The organism is Delftia sp. BGA-UO-ETr-SB1 (assembly GCF_059567865.1).
Genome location: NZ_JCAQOW010000004.1, coordinates 1,122,243 through 1,138,329, shown reverse-complemented (window position 1 = coordinate 1,138,329; position 16,087 = coordinate 1,122,243). Strand labels below are relative to the sequence as shown.

The following is a 16,087-nucleotide window of genomic DNA, read 5'->3' as shown; positions in this document are numbered from 1 at the left end:
ACCTCACGACGGACTTGTGCCCGTCCTCACCCCGCATCCACCAGCGCCTTCGCAAACGCCCCTTCTCCCGCCACAGTCAACACCAGTTTTTGTGTCGCCCGCGTCGCAGCCACATAGAACAGTTTGGCCTCGTCCGCCGCATCTTCGCCTTCACGCGGCATCTGCCCCACTCCTGCGACGGCCACGACCGGGAACTCCAATCCCTTGCTGGCGTGCATTGTCATCACTTTGATGGTGTCGGCCAGCGGATCGAAGTCACCTGAGCGATGTCGCACGCGATGCGGCAGTTTTCGGCGGCCAAGTGCCATGGCGCACTGGTTCATGGAGTCGTGATCGCGGCACAGGATGGCCATGTCACCCCAGGCGTGGCCTTCCTGATGCGCCGCAGCCAGCAGCTCGGCGATCTTGGCGGGTTCGTCCCGCAAGCTCGGCAGGCGCACGATCAGCGGCTCCTGCCCTTCGCGGCCGCAGCTGATGGGTTGCACCAGCGGAACACCGTCATCATCCTGGGCATTGGGTTGCAGGAAGTCGGCGGCGACGCGGTTGGCGATTTGCAGAATCTGCCTGGTGTTGCGGTAGTTGATCTTGAGAATGGTTGTGCGCCCAGAGGCCTGGATTCCCACGCTCTTGAAGCTGAACCCACGCGCCTTGCTCTTGCCATAGATGTTCTGGGCGCTGTCGTACAGGATCAACAGGCTGTTGGTCTCAGGGTCCACCATCTGGGTGACGAGCTTGAGCCATTCAGGCTGAAAGTCGTGCCCCTCGTCGACCATCACGGCCTGGTACTGCCCGGACGGAATCTGTTGCCGGTCCACGCCGCGAATCACAAACTCCACCATCTGATCAAACATGCCTGGGCCCTGAGCGGGTAGCGTCTGACCATAGGCCACCAACTGCTGGCGACACCACTTGTGGAAGTTGCGGGCGTGCACCCGATCGGCCAGGCCCTTGGCCGCAAACCAGGCATTGAGCTTCACTGCCAAGGGCTCGTTGTAGCAGAGCACGAGGATGGGCTTGGTCGAAGCGGTCTTGGCCAGGTGTTCCGCACGATAGCCAAGAATCATGGTCTTGCCTGAGCCGGCAACTCCGTGGATCACGCGATGCCCATCGCCCAGGCTGCGCGCGAGTTGCTCCTGCTGCAAGTCCATGACGCGCATGATGTCCGGCAGCTCGTCCGCGTCTTCCGGCAGAAGGCTGCCTTGCACCGGAACACGCACCTGCGGGAACATGATCCACCGCATGCGCTCGAGCTGCGGCACCGACATGGCTTTGCCGAAAGCGTGGGGGAACATGTTCCACAGGCGTTGCTGAAAAGCCTCCGCATCAACGGATTCCAGCATCTCGTCCTTGCAGATAACGAGATGCGCATCAATCGTCTGGTCCAGTGCAGACTCTTCAAACTGCTTGCGCGTGATGTTGGTGAACACCACGCCGCTGCCCCAGGGAAATGCCAGCTTTCCCTGATGAGGGCCTTCGCCGTGAATGAGTTGCTGATCTCGCTCCAGTGCATTGACCACTTGAATGGCGCAGTGTCGCGCCTGAGCTGCCGGATTGATGACGACCTTGGGCCTTCCATCCACGATGAGCGTCCAGGCCTGTTTGGTCGCCTCTTGAACCGTCTCGAGCCGCCAATCCTTGGTCTCAAGAATCAGAACGCCCCTGCGTGGGTGAATGACGACAAAGTCAGGATGCGTCTGCTTGGGACCGATGGGCACGTCATACCAGAGCATGTAATCGTCTTCGAGCTTTTGCTCCAAACGCTCGGCCAAGCGTCGCTCGCCAGGCGTCATGCGCCCAACGCACGCCCCCATCGCAGGAATCAGTACCGCCACTTTCTTCTCCTCCACAGAGCGGCTGAGGATACCGCACGCGCTGTCTCTTCAGGAATTCGATGACTGGCCAATCCCAAGCCATCGGAAATCCGAGAGGGATTCTGAACGGGACACTGCTCACTGTTGAATTTCCTCGATTCACGGGGAAACCAGTATGGAATCCGAGGGCGCTTTTGAAATGACCAAGCAGAGGGGGATTTGATTGTGAAAGTGCTTGGCTCGGACGTATGCCTGTCATCTACGCACTCAACGACTACCGCTTTGGGCAATGCCGGAACACTGCCGAAGGTCGAAAGGACCAGTCATTGCGGCAAGCCCACACTTGCGCCGCAACGGCGGCGCCGCTCCGTGCAGATGCCAGAGGGGGCGACATCAGCGTTGCGGCCCGTCGCAGCGCCTTCGCGCTGGACGAACCGCCCTGGACCGCCGTGGCCCCGTTGTCTTGCCTATGCCATGCAGTCGCAGTCGCAGTCCCAGTCGTTCAGGGAGCGCCGTATTCGCTCAGCTTCTTGCTGAACCCAAAGGTCCACAGTCGCTGCGTGCGATCGTTGACGTCATTGGTGGTAAAGCGCAGGCTCGCCGCGCCCTTGGCGCATTGGCCGTCGTTCACGATCTTGCCTTCGGCGTCCACCATGCATTTGGTGACGTCCGAGCCTTCGATTTCCTTGCCGCTGGCGTCCAGCACGGCCAGCGAAACACCGAAGTCGGTGTCGTTGGTCAGCGCCAGCGTGTAGTCATCGACCAGTGCCAGGCCTTCGGCCTTCTCGGCCACCCAGCCGGTGGCGTTCAGGTTGAAGAGCCGGGTCTTCTTGAGCGTCACGACCTTGGAATAGTCCGAGCCATTGACCGGCTTGCCAGTCAGGCTGCTCTTTTCCAGGTCGGAGCCCAGCGCGGTGATGTCGGTGGCGTTGGCCGGAAACTCGATCAGAACCAGGTCGTTGAAGACTTTTTTGTCCTTGCCCGTGCCTTGCTCGATGGCGATGAATTTCCCCTTGCCCAGTGAGACCACATCACCCAGCTTGGCATTGCCGGTCTTGCCTTGGTTGTACCAGCGGCTGTCCACGGGCAAGGCAAACAGGCGGGTTTTCTCGGTGGTCGGGTCAAATTCCACCCAGCGCACAAAGCGAGCGTAGTCGCGCACGTTCTCCGACTTGCCTGTGGCGTCGGCAACGGCAGCGGTGGTGTAGTCGGCCTTGCCGTCGTCCAGGGGGCTTTGCAGGAAACCGTGCAGCTTGCCGCTGGCCACATCAATGCTCAGCCCCTCCATGCCACGGTTGGCGCGGCGCTTGGCGAGAATGGCCGGCAGATCGGCCGCGCCGGTGCCGGGCCCGTATTTCTTCTGGATGATGCCGGTCGCCGGGTCGATCTTCACGATGAAGGGTCCGTATTCGTCGGACACCCACAGCACATTGCGTGCGGCATCCACCACCACGGATTCTGTGTCCAGGCCGAATTCGCTGTAGCCCTTGGCCTTGCCGGGATAGGTGAAGGAGTCGTCCAGGACTTGCTCGCCCGTGTTGCCTGTGATGCCCCGTGGCTGCACGCGGCCGTTGGCGTTCTGTGTGGCGCTGAATCTGAGCGGCAGGGTGGAGACGAGCCTGGCTCCGTCCTTTCCGAGGGCGATCACGCCGATGGACGGAGTGAAGTTGGGCGAGGGAAACACCGTGGAACTGGCAAAGCCCGCGGGATTGGAGCCGTCGGTGATCTGCGTGACCGGGCCGGTGGTCGCGTTCGGGCCACGATCGGTGATGGCGTAGAACTCCAGCGTGCCGTCGGCACGCCTGCCCTTCAAGGCCAGGCCCGAACCGTAGGCTGGCAGAAAGCCCTTGGGGAAATCGGCCTTGGTGGCGGGGTGTTGGCCTTCGTAGGGGAAATAGAACCTGTCGTCGAACTGGACGTCCTGGCGCGTGACGATGGCGCGGATGCTGCCGACGCCGGTGGTCTGCGTCACCGTCTCGGAGCCGGCGACCTGGAGCGGGCGGGTGTCGGCGCAGGCGCTCAGCAAGGCAGCCGCGGCGGCGATCACTGCCATCAGGCAGGAAGAAGAAGTGGGGGGTCGCATGGCGAGTAGGTCTTGAGAAGAAGAGGCAAGCCTGATAGGCAGATCGGCAGATAGGCAGATAGGCAGATCGGCAGGCCCTGCGTGGCAAGGGCCTGCCCCATCTTGAAGGCTTCGTTTCTGAAAAAGGCGCTGTGCCGTTCAGAACGAGTGGCTGATGCCCAGATCCACACCGGTCGAGCCGGCGTTGGCCACACCCGCAGGGCCACCGATCAGGCCGACGCTGGCGCCGTTCTTGTTGTTGACACGCGCCAGCCCGGCGTACAGAGAGGTGCGCTTGGAGAAGTCGTAGACATATCCGATCGAATACTTGTCGGCCTTGCCGCCGCTGCGCGTGAGGGCTGAGGCGTTGCCGCTGAACTTGGCGCTGGCGTACTTGATGCGCAAGCTGCCTTGCCCCATGGGGATGGTTGCGCCCAGGTAGAAACCGTCCACCTTTCCGGAGGTTGCGCCGTTGACGGGTTCCCACTTCAGGCTGTTGTATCCGCCATTGAGCAGGAAACTGCCGAAGTTGTACGAGGCGCCCAGCACCAGGTCTTCCAGATCGCTGGTTGCGGCGATGGCGCTGGGCGAAGCCACGGCCGCGGTGCCGTCGATCCTGCCGTAGCCGATACCCACGTTCAGCGGGCCAGAGCGATAGCCCAGGTTGCCGCCTATGTACCTGCGGGCCTTGCTTGCGCCAGAGCCGGAGGCGTTCTCGTCGCCAAAGGAAACCGAGAACTGGCCATAGACACCGCCCAAGTCGCTCGGCAGGAAGTAGCCCACGGCGTTGCTGATGCGCGTGCGGTCGACCACGCCGCTTTGGCTGGCGGCGTTATAGGCAGTCTGGCGGATCGTCTGGAACAGATTGGCCTGCACACCGGTGGTGGTGTCGGGGCCCGCGAAAGCGGTGAAGATGTTGTAGCTGGGGGTGTAGTCGCGACCCAGCCGGATTTCACCCCAGGATTTGTTGCTCAGCCCGATCGTGGAGCGGCGCTCGAAGCCAAGGGAGCCGCTGCTGCCGCCAGTGCCGACATCGGGGTTGAGGCCGCCTTCAAGCCAGAGCTGAGCTCTGTTGCCGCCGCCGAGGTCCTCCGTGCCGCGCAAGCCAAGCAAGCTGGTCTTGCCTTGGCTGGAGTTCAGTGCATTGAGCCTGTTGCTGCCGGACTTGGCAATGGTGACACCGACGTCCACCACACCAAAAATGGTGACGGAAGATTGTGCCAAGGCCAAGCTGGAAGAAGAGGCGAAGAATGTGCCCATCGCGAGTCCCAGAATGCGCGAGCACGTTTTTTGATTTTTCATTGGCGAGATACGAACTGAACTTATTAATGAGAATGACGGTGGCCTCCTGCCACCGCTGCGGGAACTCTAGGTAACACATAAGTATTCTTCGTGACAGCTGTGCTGTGTGACATGAAAGTCACAGCAGCAGCGGTGCCTGCGGCACGTTTCCTGCAGGGAAGCCCTCTCGCCGCCACCCTTCAGCCATGGCCTGCACGACGGGGCAGATCATTCATTGCCGATTTGTTTGATTCATATTCGGGAAATTGGCGGAAATATGCATTCTTTTGCCATTTTCTCAATAAGTTTCTCGACTTCCATATTTTCAATGGCACATTTCGAGCGTTCGTCGACCGATTCATCGGTCATTGGGGACCCAAATTCAGCCCATTGCACGGCCAGTTCAACCCAATAGTCCCTGGGAGGGCGAAGTCCCACAAGAATTGCCGCACCGAGGACTGCAGCCTCAACATCGGTCGCACCAGCAGTCACAGCTATGATCCCCAGGCAGCATCGCCGTCCCCGCCTGCGGCGAGCTGCCCCCTCTCCTCCACCCAACGCCCCGCTCCATCCCCCCATGATCCAAGAGTCCGAAGAGATTGCCCTGCTTCGCGAGGAAAACGCCCGGCTGCGGGCGCAACTGGCGATTGCCGCGGCGGGCCATGCCAGCGCCGTACAGGGCGCGGGCGCCAGCGATCAGGACCCCTTCGATGCACAGGTGGCGGACCAAAAGACACTGTTTTCGGATTTCATCGAGCATCTGCCTATAGGCCTGTGCCTGGTGGGCAAGGGTGGCAAGGTGCTGATGTCCAACCCGGCCTACCGCCATTTCCTGCCGGACACCCCCATCCCTTCGCTGCTGTCTGCCGAAGAAGACCGCGGGCGCTGGCGCAGTTGGGACAAGGATGGCAAGCCCGTCCCCCGCGACCAGTTTGTGGCTGCCCGCGCGTTCCGCGGGGAGCTGGTGGTGCCGGGTGTTGACTGCGTCTATGACACGCCCCAGGGGCTTGAGGTATGGACGCGCGTGTTCGGGGTGCCGCTGCGCAATGCGGACAAGGAAGTCGTGGCCACGGCCATCGCCATTTTGGACATCGATGCGGAACGGCGGGCGCTGGACATGTTGCGCCAGAGCGAGGAACGGCTGGATGCGCTGGTGCGGTCCTCGTCGGAAGTGCGCTACTCCATCAGTGCGGACTGGAGCGAGCTGCACCAGCTGGCAGGCGGCGGGTTCATCCCCGACACGCAGGCGTCCAACACGAACTGGCTGGAAGACTACATCCCCCCGGAGGACCGCGACCTTGTGCGCGCGGAGATCGCGCGGGCCATCCGCACGAAGACGGACTACGTGATCGAGCACCGGGTGAACCGGGTCGATGGCAGCGTGGGCTGGGCGTTCTCGCGCGCCGTGCCGCTGTTCGATGCCGCAGGCGCCATCACCGGCTGGCTGGGAGCGGCCTCCGACATCACCGAGCGCAAGCAGGCCCAGGCCGCGCTGGAGCGCTTGAATGCCACGCTGGAGGAACAGGTGGCAGAGCGCACGGCCGACCGCAACGCGCTGTGGCAGCTGTCTTCCGACATCATGATGCGCTGCACGTTCGAGGGCATCATCACTGCGGTCAACCCGGCCTGGACCGAGGTATTGGGCTGGCGTGAAGACGAGCTGCTGGGCACGACGCTTTTTCATCTCATCCATCCGGAGGATCTGGCGCGCACCATCCAGGACACGCAGGAGCTGGCCACAGGCATGGCGCATGCCCGGTTTGACAACCGGTATCGCCATCGGGACGGTAGCTACCGCTGGATCTCCTGGTCCACGCGTTCGGCGGCAGGCCGCATCAACGCCGTGGGCCGCGACATCACCTCCGAAATGGCCAAGGCCGAAGCACTGGCCAAGGCGCAGGAGCAACTGCGCCAGTCTCAGAAGATGGAGGCCGTGGGCCAGTTGACGGGCGGCCTTGCGCACGACTTCAACAACCTGCTGGCGGCCGTCATGGGCAATCTGGAGCTGCTGCAGCGGATGCTGGCGCGCGGCCAGGTGGACAACCTCACGCGCTTCATCCATGGAGCGCAGGGGGCGGTGCGGCGCGCCGCCACGCTCACGCAGCGGCTGCTTGCGTTCTCGCGCCGGCAGATCCTGGACTCCAAGCCCACCGATATGGCCGCGCTCCTGGCCGATTGGGAGGACCTGCTGCGAAGGACGGTGGGCGCCAGCGTGGATATCGACATCGTGCCGGCAGCCCATCTGTGGCATGTGCAAATCGATGGAACGCAGCTGGAGAACGCCATCCTGAACCTGTGCATCAACGCCCGCGATGCCATGCCCGAAGGCGGCCGGCTGACCATCAGGACAGCCAATATCGAGCTTGAAGAGGCGGCAGCCCAGGAGTGGGATCTTCCGCCGGGCGGCTATGTGTCGCTGTGCGTCACCGACACGGGTACCGGCATGTCGGAGCAGACCATTGCGCGCGCCTTCGAGCCGTTCTACACCACCAAGCCGGTGGGCCATGGAACGGGGTTGGGGCTGTCGATGATCTACGGCTTCGCGCGGCAATCGGGAGGAGCGGTCAGGATCTTCTCCCAGCGGGGCCAGGGCACCACGGTCTGCCTGTATCTGCCCAGGTGCGACGCCGCGCCCGTTGCAGAACGCGCGGTCGATGCGGCAAGGCAGGTGGTGGTGCCTGCCCAAAGGACCTTGCTGGTCGTGGATGACGAAGCCCCGATCCGCCATCTCATCGACGAGGCGCTTGTCGATCTGGGCTACACGGTGCTTGCCGTGGCCGATGCAGCTGCCGCACTGCAGGTACTGCGCGCCGGAACCCGGGTGGACATGCTGATCACGGACATGAGGCTTCGCGGCGGAATGAACGGCAAGCAGCTTGCCGACGAGGCACGCCTGGCCCGTTCCGACCTGCCGGTGCTCTTCATCACCGGGTTCACCGAGGCATCTCCGCTCAGCCAGGAAAACCTGCACCCCGGGACGCAGCTTCTGACCAAGCCGTTCACATTGGATGCGCTGGCGCTCAAGGTGGCGGAGATTCTGGGCAGTACCGACGCTGTGCCATCGGACTGAGTTGCGCGGCTGGCGCCGTGGTGACCCGCAGATTCCGGGCGCCTGTCTCGCAGCTCAAACCCTGACATATCGCATCTCCCTCGGCCCTCGTAGTGGCTATGTGGGCAGACTCGATTGCCGACGACAAAGGGGCACTGCCAAAGCGGCAAGAGCACTCGGATGCACGGCACCAGGAACTTACGGATTCATCAAGCCTGCGAATCAGCGCAAGCCTTGCTCATCAGGCCATCCGAATGCGTGTGTTTAGACCGTTTATCGTCAATTCACGTCAATTCCTAGGAAGTATCTTATTTTTTAGAACAAACAGAAAACGACAGCAGTCTGCACTTGATCTGAAAATGCTAAAGAACTTAGACTAATAGCGCCACTCACTGAGATGTGGCAGCAAAGGCTTATTAACATTTCAGCACAGAGGGAACTATGCTAAGTAAAATTCTCACCGGATCCATACTTGTTCTCGGTTCAATATCTGCAATGGCCCAAGATTTTTTGATAGGAAATGAGGAAATTGAAAAGAACGGCATGCCAATGGTCGCCAGAAGTATTTCTGGCAGCATGGCTGGAATGAATGGTACTGTGACCATAAATCTAGTCAAGCTATCAAATGGATCTTATCTCTACGAAACCACCAATCAAAATGATGAAGCAATTGAATTCAACAAGAGGTTGTGTGAAATGTACGGAGACAAAAATCCAGAATCTCCTGGAAAAATGGTAATTGGTAGCGATGAAAGGAATATACCCCTTCATTGTGAACCGGCTTCCCTTCAAAAGGAAATGTCATTTAATCAACATTCCAACTACTATTACATGCCTGGTGGCCAATGGGACTACAGACCTGTTCTATCTCTAAGCTACGACCCTTACCCACGTGCTGGTTCATATACAAGAGTATCTGCAAGTGCAGGAGTTGACTTTTCTGTCGCGAGAGGTGGCGATCTTTCACTCGCCGTTGGAGTTCGAGGAATTCCAAATTGCTATAACAATGGTTTCACCATGGCTGGTAGCATTCCAGTAGCAAATTTGCAAGTCGCAGTTCTGTGCTACATGTACCCCCATTTGGCCGGCACAGGGGGAAAGGCCGTTTCTGCTCGAGCAGTTTCGGAAAGCAAATACTCGGCCAGTGAGAATGGGATAATGGAAATCTATTGAAGCAATAATAAACCAAGTGTATGACACCAGGAAGCCATGGTGCCTTCTTCAGCCTAAAACAGAAGAAAGTACCATGGCAACCCGTCTTTGATGATGGTGCCCGCACAACGCCGCACATCCGCGCATAAATCCAGCCAGTATCCGGCCATCAACGGCCTTGGCCAATTACTTCACAGGCCGCTGATATGAAAAAACCATGTCAAGATACAGTTTTTTTCGCAGTTTGTTGGCTGGTGCAGCCTTGCTGATCACCGCATGCGGGGACGCAAAAAACGCAACCGCTTGCGATAACCATGACCTTAATCTGGTTCGGACGAATGTACTGAAAAAACTGAAAGAGAAGTTTCCTCAGTACGCATTCGATATCACCAAGGTGACGTTTTCTCCGGGAGAAAAATTGCCTTTTTGGTACGTGGAGGCCATCACCCAATCGAATGGTAAGGAGCTGGTGGTTTTCGCCATGCACTACTGCGAAGGGTCTGTAGAGGTGACAGCCCTCAACCCCTACCACCCTTGACGGCGGTGGATGCCATCGCCCTCACCCTCTCAATGAAAGCCTGCAGCACCGCCGCAGGCTGGTCCGCCCGCCAGGCCATGACAGCGGGCGTCATGGCCTGCTGCGGCCCGCGCAGGGGCACGAACACCACGCCGTTCATGCCCACGCGCTGCATGCAGCTGGGCACCAGGGCCACGCCCTGCTCTGCCGAGACCAGGGCCATGACGGTGAGCCACTGGCGCGCCGCGTGGCGGGTGTGGGGGTGGATGCCGGCCTGTTGCAGGCAGGCGATGACGTTGTCGTAGTTGGCCGGGGCCACTTCGCGGGCGAACATGACGAAGGTGTCGCGGGCCAGTTCGCGCAGGTCGATGTCGGGCTGCCGGGCCAGCGCGTGCGTGGCGGGCAGGCAGCAGACAAAGGGTTCCTCGCCAATCGACAGGGTCTGCAGGCCGTCTGGCGGGGTGCCTATGTTGAGAAAGCCGCAGTCGATCTGGCCGCTGGCAATGGCCTGCAGTTGCTCGCGCGTGGACATTTCGTGCAGGCAGACTTCGACCAGGGGGCGCTCGGCGCGGAAGGCGCGGCAGAAGTCCGGCACCTGGCGGTAGACCATGGAGCCGGTGATGCCCACGTCCAGCCGGCCCTGCATGCCTTCGGCCACGCCACGCACCACGTCGGCCGCGTGCTGCAGTTGGGCGAGCACCTTGCGTGCCTCGACCAGGAAAGCCTCGCCCGCAGGGGTGAGGCGCACGTTCTTGGCGTCGCGGTCCATGAGGCTGGCGCCCAGGTCCTGCTCCAGGGTCTTGAGCGCCATGCTCAGCGGCGGCTGGGTGATGCACAGGCGCTGGGCCGCGCGGCCGAAGTGGCGTTCCTCGGCCAGGGCGACGAAATAGCGCAGCAGGTGGGTCTTCATGAGAGGCGGCGGATGGGGAGCAAGCGAGATGGCATCTTGCACCATGGCTACCTCTGAAATACAGATTGATAAATCATGGGACTTCAGATGGTTCGCAGCCACAAAACCCGCGCACCTCAACTTTGAGACACCGAGGAAGGGCCGCCCCGCACCGAGGGTGTCGTCCCCCTCCGCGCAGCGAGAAGGGGGAAGGCGCGAAGCGACTCAGGGGGTCAATACGATTTAGGCAAGCCCAATACCTTTTCGGCGATGAAGCACATGATGAGCTGCGGGCTGACGGGCGCCAGGCGCGGGATCCAGGATTCGCGCATGTAGCGCTCCACGTGGTATTCCTTGGCGTAACCCATGCCGCCGTGCGTGAAGATGGCGGTTTCGCAGGCCTTGGCGCAGGCTTCGGCCGCCAGGTACTTGGCGGCGTTGGCCTCGGCGCCGCAGGGCAGCCCCCTGTCGTAGAGGAAGGCGGCCTTTTGCACCATGAGGTGGGCCGCCTCAAGCCCCATCCAGGCCTGGGCCAGCGGGTGCTGTATGCCCTGGTTCTGGCCGATGGGGCGGTCGAAGACTACGCGCTCCTTGGCGTACTGGGTGGCGCGCGCCAGAGCGGCGCGGCCCAGGCCCACGGCCTCGGCGGCGATGAGGATGCGTTCGGGGTTGAGGCCGTGCAGGATGTACGAGAAGCCCTTGCCCTCTTCGCCGATGCGGTCCTCGGCGGGGATGCGCAGGCCGTCGATGAACAGCTGGTTGGTGTCCACGCATTTGCGGCCCAGCTTGTCGATCTCGCGCACCTCGATGCGTTCGCGGTCCAGGTCGGTGTAGAACAGGCTCAGGCCTTCCGTGCCCTTGCACTCTTCCACGGGCTTGGTGCGCACCAGCAGCAGGATCTTGTTGGCGACCTGGGCGGTGGAGATGAAGACTTTCTGGCCATGGACCACGTAGACGTCGCCATCGCGCACGGCGCGTGTCTGCAGCTTGAGGGTGTTGAGGCCGGCATTGGGCTCGGTCACGCCGAAGCAGGCCTTGTCCGTGCCCGCGATCAGCGGGGGCAGCCAGCGGCGCTTTTGCTCGTCCGTGCCGAAGACGACGACGGGGTGCAGACCGAAGATGTTCATGTGCACGGCCGAGGCGCCCGACAGGCCTGCGCCCGTGGCCGAGATGGTGTGCATCATCAGCGCCGCCTCGCTGATGCCCAGGCCCGCGCCGCCGAATTCTTCGGGCATTGCAATGCCCAGCCAGCCCGCGTCGGCCAGGGCCTTGTGGAAGTCGTGCGGGAAGCCGCCTTCGTGGTCCTTGCGCAGCCAGTAGTCGGCGTCAAAGGGGGCGCAGGCGCGTTCGACGGCGTCGCGTATCTGTTCCTGTTCTTCGTTCCACAGAAAGTCCATGGTGTGTTCTCCGTTGCTTGATGCTGTTCGCTTGTCGTGTCTGTGGGGTGACGGCGCTCAGGCTGCCGGCCGGCGCACGCGCTCGGGGTTCTCGCCGTACGGCGGGCTGTAGAAGACCAGCAGGCGCACGGGCTCGGCGCTGGTCACGCGGAAGATGTGCATGCAGTCCTCGGGGAAGAAGCAGGTGTCGCCGGGCTGCATGGCAAAGCGTTCCTTGCCGTCCGGGGTGTCGATTTCCACCTCGGCCGTGCCGGCCAGCAGGTAGCAGGCCTGCTCCATGCCGGGGTGGGCATGGGGCAGCGCGCCGCCGCCCTGCTCCAGCGTGCCCAGCACCAGCTCCATGTGGCGCGCGCCCACGTTGGCGGCGCTGACCAGGCGCCGGTTGACGGTGCCGTGGTGGTTGGCGGGGCTGTAGCCGGGCACGTCTTGTTCACGGATCAGATAGCGGGGCATGGGCGGTTTCCTTCTGTTTGTGCTTGTGCTTGCGCTTGTGTTTGTGGTGGGGCGTCTTGCAGCGCGGCAGCCTGGCTGCAGGCGCGGCTGGCCTGCAGGGCGGCCAGCTCGGCCTCGGTCAGGCCCGCGTCGCGCAGCACCTGCAGGGTGTGTTCGCCCAGGCGTGGCGCGGGGGCGGCGCGTTCTGCGGGTGGCGTGGCGCTCCAGCGCGTGGGGCTGGCCGTGGTGCGCAGCCGGCCTTCGCTGGGGTGGTCTATCTCGTGCACGAAGCCGGTGGCCTGGTGCTGGGGATCGGCGATCAGATCCTCGGGCGAGGCCATGGGCATGTTGGGCACATCGGCCGCGTCCAGCAGCGTGCGCCATTCGGCGGTGGTGCGCCCTGCCATCAGCCGCGAGACTTCGGCATAGACGGCATTGATGTGCAGGGCGCGCTGGCTGTGGGTGGCGAAGATGGGCTCGGCCATGCGCTCGGGCTGGCCTATGGCGTTGAAGAAGCTGTGCCAGTGCTTGTCGTTGTAGATGAGAACGCACAGGTGGCCGTCGCTGGTGCGATAGGGCCTGCGGTGGGCCGTGAGCAGGCGCGCATAGCCGGGGCCGCCCAGCTGCGGCTCGAACGACAGGCCCGCCATGTGGTCGCCCAGGATGAACTGGGTCATGGCCTCGAACATGGGCACGACCACGGCCTGGCCCTTGCCGGTCTTCTCGCGCGCATAGAGGGCGGCCGTGACGGCGTAGACCGCGTGCAGGCCGGTGACGCGGTCGCCCAGGGTCATGGGGGCATAGGCCGGCTCGCCACCGCCGTATTGCTGCGCCAGCCAGGGCACGCCGGTGGCGCCCTGGATGAGGTCGTCATAGGCGGGCCGGGCCGCGTAGGGGCCGCGCTGGTCGAAGCCGCAGCAGCTCACGTGGATGATGCGCGGGTTGCGCGCCGCCACGTCCTCGTAGGCCAGGCCCAGGCGCGCCATGGCCTGGGGCCGCACGTTGCTGACCAGCACGTCGCAGCCTTCGGCCAGGCGCAGCAGGGCCTCGCGCGCGGCGCCCTGCTTGAGATCCAGCACCACGGAGCGCTTGCCCTGGTTGGCCTGCAGGAAGATGTGGCCCATGGCGGGGTTGCGCATGGGGCCGACGTGGCGCATGTTGTCGCCCTCGGGCGATTCGACCTTGATCACCTCGGCCCCCAGGCCCGCAAGGATCTGGGTGGCAAAGGGGCCCATGACCACCGAGGTCATGTCCAGCACCTTCACCCCTGCAAGAGGGCCTTGCTGCCCTTGCTGCGCTTGTTCCATGCGGCTCTCCTTCACTGCGCCTCGATGCCCGCCTGCTTGACCAGTTGCCCCCAGCGGGCCATCTGGTCCTTCACATAGGTGGCGAACTCGGCGGGCGTGGCCGTGGGCCAGACCTCGAAGCCGACCTGGGCCAGCTGCTCCTGCACGGCCTTGTCCTTGAGGATGGCCTGCAGCTCGGTGTTCAGCCGCTCGGTGATCTCGGCCGGCATGCCGGCCGGGCCGAAGATGCCGTTCCAGGAAGTGATGTCGAAGCCCGGCAGCGTCTTGCCGATGGCCGGCACATTGGGCAGGAGGGTGGAGCCCTTGGCCGCCGTCACGGCCAGGGTGCGCACGCGGTCGGTCTTGATCGTGCCCCAGGCGGAGCCCAGGTCGGCCACATAGACCTGGATCTGGTTGCCCATGAGGTCGGTCAGCGCCTGCGGGCTGGACTTGTAGGGCACGGAGGTGATCTGGGCGTGCGTGACGTACTTGAAGGTCTCCGAGGCCACCAGCGAGGTGCTGTTGGGCGTGCCGTAGGACAGGCGGTCGGGATTGGCCTTGGCGTAGTCGATGAGTTCCTGCACGGTCTTGGCAGGAACGGAGGGGTGGACCAGCAGCGCAAACGGCAGCTCGCCCACGCGCGCCACGGGCGTGAAATCCTTGACGGGGTCGTACTTCAGGCCTTTGACCAGCCAGGGGTTGGCCGAGTGGGAGGTGTTCGTGGTCATGAACAGCGTGTAGCCGTCCGGCTTGGCCTTGGCCACATGGTTGGCGGCGATCTGGGCATTGGCACCAGCCTTGTTGTCCACGATCACGGGCTGCTTGAGCCGCTCGCCCAGCCGGGTAGCCACCAGGCGCGCCACGGCGTCCGTGCCGCTGCCGGCCGCGAACGGCACGACCAGGGTGATGGGATTGGAGGGGTAACCACCCTGCGCCGACACGGAGGGCGCGGCCACGGCCGCAATGGTGCTGATAGCGCCAAGGGCCAGGGCCCTGCGCAACGGGGAATGCTTCATTTGCTTGTCTCCTGTTTTCTATCCTGTTTCCTATGGAAAGCGGCGCTGTGTGTCCAGCGCTCGCCGCCATGGTGCGGATGTCAATGATTCAAGTCCAATTCTTTAAAACCAATCAAGGATTCGATTTATGAATCATTGAATCCTGCGCCAGGCTCCATGTCCCGCCTCTTGCGCAAGGACTGCATCGGTGCGAGGCTGGCAGCCTTGCACGACACCACGCCAAGGAGTTCCGCATGTCACACACCGTCCACACCATCCGGCTGCACCGCGTCCTCAAGGCGCCGCCGCAGCGCGTGTACCAAGCCTTCACCACGGCCGCTGCCCTGGCCAAATGGCTGCCGCCCCACGGCTACATCTGCGAGGTGCCCGAGTTCGACGCCCGGGTCGGCGGACGCTACCGCATGGCCTTCGTCAATCTGTCCACGGGCGGGCGCAGCGGCTTCGGCGGGGAGTTCCTGGACCTGGAGCCTGGCCGGCTGGTACGCCATACCGACCGCTTCGACGACCCGCAACTGCCTGGCGAGATGATCACCACCATCACGCTGCGCGAGGTGTTCTGCGGCACTGAAATGGATGTGACCCAGGAAGGCGTGCCCGCCGTCATTCCCGCCGAGGCCTGTCACCTGGGCTGGCAGGAGTCTCTGCAGTTGCTGACCCTGCTGGTGGAGGCCAGCGTGCCGGGCTGAGACCCTGCACAAGCCCCTGCTGTCACACAGCTGCGGTTGATGGATTGCCGTGCTTCGGAGGACAATGGCAGTATTGCCCGCCAACGCCCGGAGGTCCGCCATGGCCACCCCCTTTGCACTGACCGCTCAAGCCATCGATGTCCTGCCGTTTGGTGCGCGGCTGGCGGGCGCCCGGACCTGCGCCCTGTTCAAGTCCCAGGACATGGAAGTCATCCGCGTGGTGCTGCGCGCCAGCCAGTCGCTGCCGCCGCACAAGGTGCCGGGCAGCGTCAGCCTGCACTGCCTGGAAGGCGAGCTGGAGGTGATGCTCGGCGAAAGCCGCCAGTCCCTGCAGGCCGGCCAGCTGATGCACCTGCCGGCCAACATGGCGCATGCGGTACGCGCCATCGAAGACACCTCCGCTCTGGTCACCATCGTTCTGTGCAGCTGAACGGCTGACGCGGATCATGCTGCCTCGCGCGCGGCCTGCCCGCGTGCGAATGGTTGTGCCTGCGCCTCATTTGCGATTC

At 63.0% G+C, this 16,087-nt stretch carries 13 protein-coding genes; 5 read left to right on the top strand and 8 right to left on the bottom strand.

What is annotated here, in order from left to right:
* Positions 1-26: 26 nt before the first annotated feature.
* The 3 genes from AC57B5_RS05635 to AC57B5_RS05625 form a co-directional block, all read right to left on the bottom strand.
* The gene (locus AC57B5_RS05635; RefSeq protein ID WP_496399435.1) at positions 27-1,790 is read right to left on the bottom strand and encodes a DEAD/DEAH box helicase; all 1,764 of its coding nucleotides are present in this window, start codon (positions 1,788-1,790) and stop codon (positions 27-29) included.
* A gap of 523 nt (positions 1,791-2,313) precedes the next feature.
* Entirely contained in the window at positions 2,314-3,894 is a 1,581-nt protein-coding gene (locus tag AC57B5_RS05630; RefSeq protein WP_496398963.1) for an esterase-like activity of phytase family protein, read from the bottom strand.
* A 138-nt stretch (positions 3,895-4,032) separates the two neighbouring features.
* The gene (locus AC57B5_RS05625; protein WP_496399434.1) at positions 4,033-5,133 is read right to left on the bottom strand and encodes a porin; all 1,101 of its coding nucleotides are present in this window, start codon (positions 5,131-5,133) and stop codon (positions 4,033-4,035) included.
* A gap of 598 nt (positions 5,134-5,731) precedes the next feature.
* Here AC57B5_RS05625 and AC57B5_RS05620 point away from each other — a divergent pair.
* The 3 genes from AC57B5_RS05620 (at position 5,732) to AC57B5_RS05610 (ending at position 9,893) form a co-directional block, all read left to right on the top strand.
* A complete protein-coding gene (locus AC57B5_RS05620) occupies positions 5,732-8,224 on the top strand; it encodes a hybrid sensor histidine kinase/response regulator (protein ID WP_496398962.1) in 2,493 nt (830 codons plus the stop codon).
* 420 nt (positions 8,225-8,644) lie between these two features.
* Positions 8,645-9,376 carry a hypothetical protein gene (locus tag AC57B5_RS05615; protein ID WP_496398961.1) on the top strand — a complete coding sequence of 244 codons (732 nt, stop codon included), beginning with the start codon at positions 8,645-8,647 and terminating at the stop codon, positions 9,374-9,376.
* Positions 9,377-9,572: 196 nt separating this feature from the next.
* Positions 9,573-9,893 carry a hypothetical protein gene (locus AC57B5_RS05610; protein WP_496398960.1) on the top strand — a complete coding sequence of 107 codons (321 nt, stop codon included), beginning with the start codon at positions 9,573-9,575 and terminating at the stop codon, positions 9,891-9,893.
* On the opposite strand, the gene AC57B5_RS05605 is transcribed toward AC57B5_RS05610, so the two are convergent.
* From AC57B5_RS05605 to AC57B5_RS05585, 5 genes are all read right to left on the bottom strand, one after another.
* Positions 9,874-10,827 (bottom strand): LysR family transcriptional regulator, encoded by a 954-nt coding sequence (locus AC57B5_RS05605; protein ID WP_416819860.1) that lies wholly within the window; start codon positions 10,825-10,827, stop codon positions 9,874-9,876. The genes AC57B5_RS05610 and AC57B5_RS05605 overlap by 20 nt on opposite strands.
* Positions 10,828-10,994: 167 nt before the next feature.
* Positions 10,995-12,158 carry an acyl-CoA dehydrogenase family protein gene (locus AC57B5_RS05600; protein WP_012205503.1) on the bottom strand — a complete coding sequence of 388 codons (1,164 nt, stop codon included), beginning with the start codon at positions 12,156-12,158 and terminating at the stop codon, positions 10,995-10,997.
* A gap of 57 nt (positions 12,159-12,215) precedes the next feature.
* Positions 12,216-12,611, bottom strand: a complete 396-nt coding sequence (locus AC57B5_RS05595; protein WP_012205502.1) for a cupin domain-containing protein — start codon at positions 12,609-12,611, stop codon at positions 12,216-12,218.
* Positions 12,596-13,897, bottom strand: coding sequence for a CaiB/BaiF CoA transferase family protein (locus AC57B5_RS05590; RefSeq protein WP_496398959.1), 1,302 nt, complete (start codon positions 13,895-13,897; stop codon positions 12,596-12,598). Before AC57B5_RS05590 ends, AC57B5_RS05595 begins: the two co-directional genes overlap by 16 nt.
* 11 nt (positions 13,898-13,908) lie before the next feature.
* Entirely contained in the window at positions 13,909-14,892 is a 984-nt protein-coding gene (locus tag AC57B5_RS05585) for a Bug family tripartite tricarboxylate transporter substrate binding protein (RefSeq protein WP_088164821.1), read from the bottom strand.
* A gap of 233 nt (positions 14,893-15,125) precedes the next feature.
* Between AC57B5_RS05585 and AC57B5_RS05580 the strand changes: the two genes are divergently transcribed.
* Entirely contained in the window at positions 15,126-15,578 is a 453-nt protein-coding gene (locus AC57B5_RS05580; protein ID WP_012205499.1) for an SRPBCC family protein, read from the top strand.
* A gap of 100 nt (positions 15,579-15,678) precedes the next feature.
* On the top strand, positions 15,679-16,008 hold the full coding sequence (locus tag AC57B5_RS05575) for a cupin domain-containing protein (RefSeq protein ID WP_013802496.1): 330 nt from the start codon (positions 15,679-15,681) through the stop codon (positions 16,006-16,008).
* The last annotated feature ends 79 nt before the right edge of the window (positions 16,009-16,087 follow it).

What these genes read in the sequence shown, in the direction of transcription:
- AC57B5_RS05635 (WP_496399435.1), bottom strand. Translation starts at nt 1,790, where the DNA reads ATGACGCCTGGCGAGCGACGCTTGGCCGAGCGTTTGGAGCAAAAGCTC.
- AC57B5_RS05630 (WP_496398963.1), bottom strand. Translation starts at nt 3,894, where the DNA reads ATGCGACCCCCCACTTCTTCTTCCTGCCTGATGGCAGTGATCGCCGCC.
- AC57B5_RS05625 (WP_496399434.1), bottom strand. Translation starts at nt 5,133, where the DNA reads ATGGGCACATTCTTCGCCTCTTCTTCCAGCTTGGCCTTGGCACAATCT.
- AC57B5_RS05620 (WP_496398962.1), top strand. Translation starts at nt 5,732, where the DNA reads ATGATCCAAGAGTCCGAAGAGATTGCCCTGCTTCGCGAGGAAAACGCC.
- AC57B5_RS05615 (WP_496398961.1), top strand. Translation starts at nt 8,645, where the DNA reads ATGCTAAGTAAAATTCTCACCGGATCCATACTTGTTCTCGGTTCAATA.
- AC57B5_RS05610 (WP_496398960.1), top strand. Translation starts at nt 9,573, where the DNA reads ATGTCAAGATACAGTTTTTTTCGCAGTTTGTTGGCTGGTGCAGCCTTG.
- AC57B5_RS05605 (WP_416819860.1), bottom strand. Translation starts at nt 10,827, where the DNA reads ATGGTGCAAGATGCCATCTCGCTTGCTCCCCATCCGCCGCCTCTCATG.
- AC57B5_RS05600 (WP_012205503.1), bottom strand. Translation starts at nt 12,158, where the DNA reads ATGGACTTTCTGTGGAACGAAGAACAGGAACAGATACGCGACGCCGTC.
- AC57B5_RS05595 (WP_012205502.1), bottom strand. Translation starts at nt 12,611, where the DNA reads ATGCCCCGCTATCTGATCCGTGAACAAGACGTGCCCGGCTACAGCCCC.
- AC57B5_RS05590 (WP_496398959.1), bottom strand. Translation starts at nt 13,897, where the DNA reads ATGGAACAAGCGCAGCAAGGGCAGCAAGGCCCTCTTGCAGGGGTGAAG.
- AC57B5_RS05585 (WP_088164821.1), bottom strand. Translation starts at nt 14,892, where the DNA reads ATGAAGCATTCCCCGTTGCGCAGGGCCCTGGCCCTTGGCGCTATCAGC.
- AC57B5_RS05580 (WP_012205499.1), top strand. Translation starts at nt 15,126, where the DNA reads ATGTCACACACCGTCCACACCATCCGGCTGCACCGCGTCCTCAAGGCG.
- AC57B5_RS05575 (WP_013802496.1), top strand. Translation starts at nt 15,679, where the DNA reads ATGGCCACCCCCTTTGCACTGACCGCTCAAGCCATCGATGTCCTGCCG.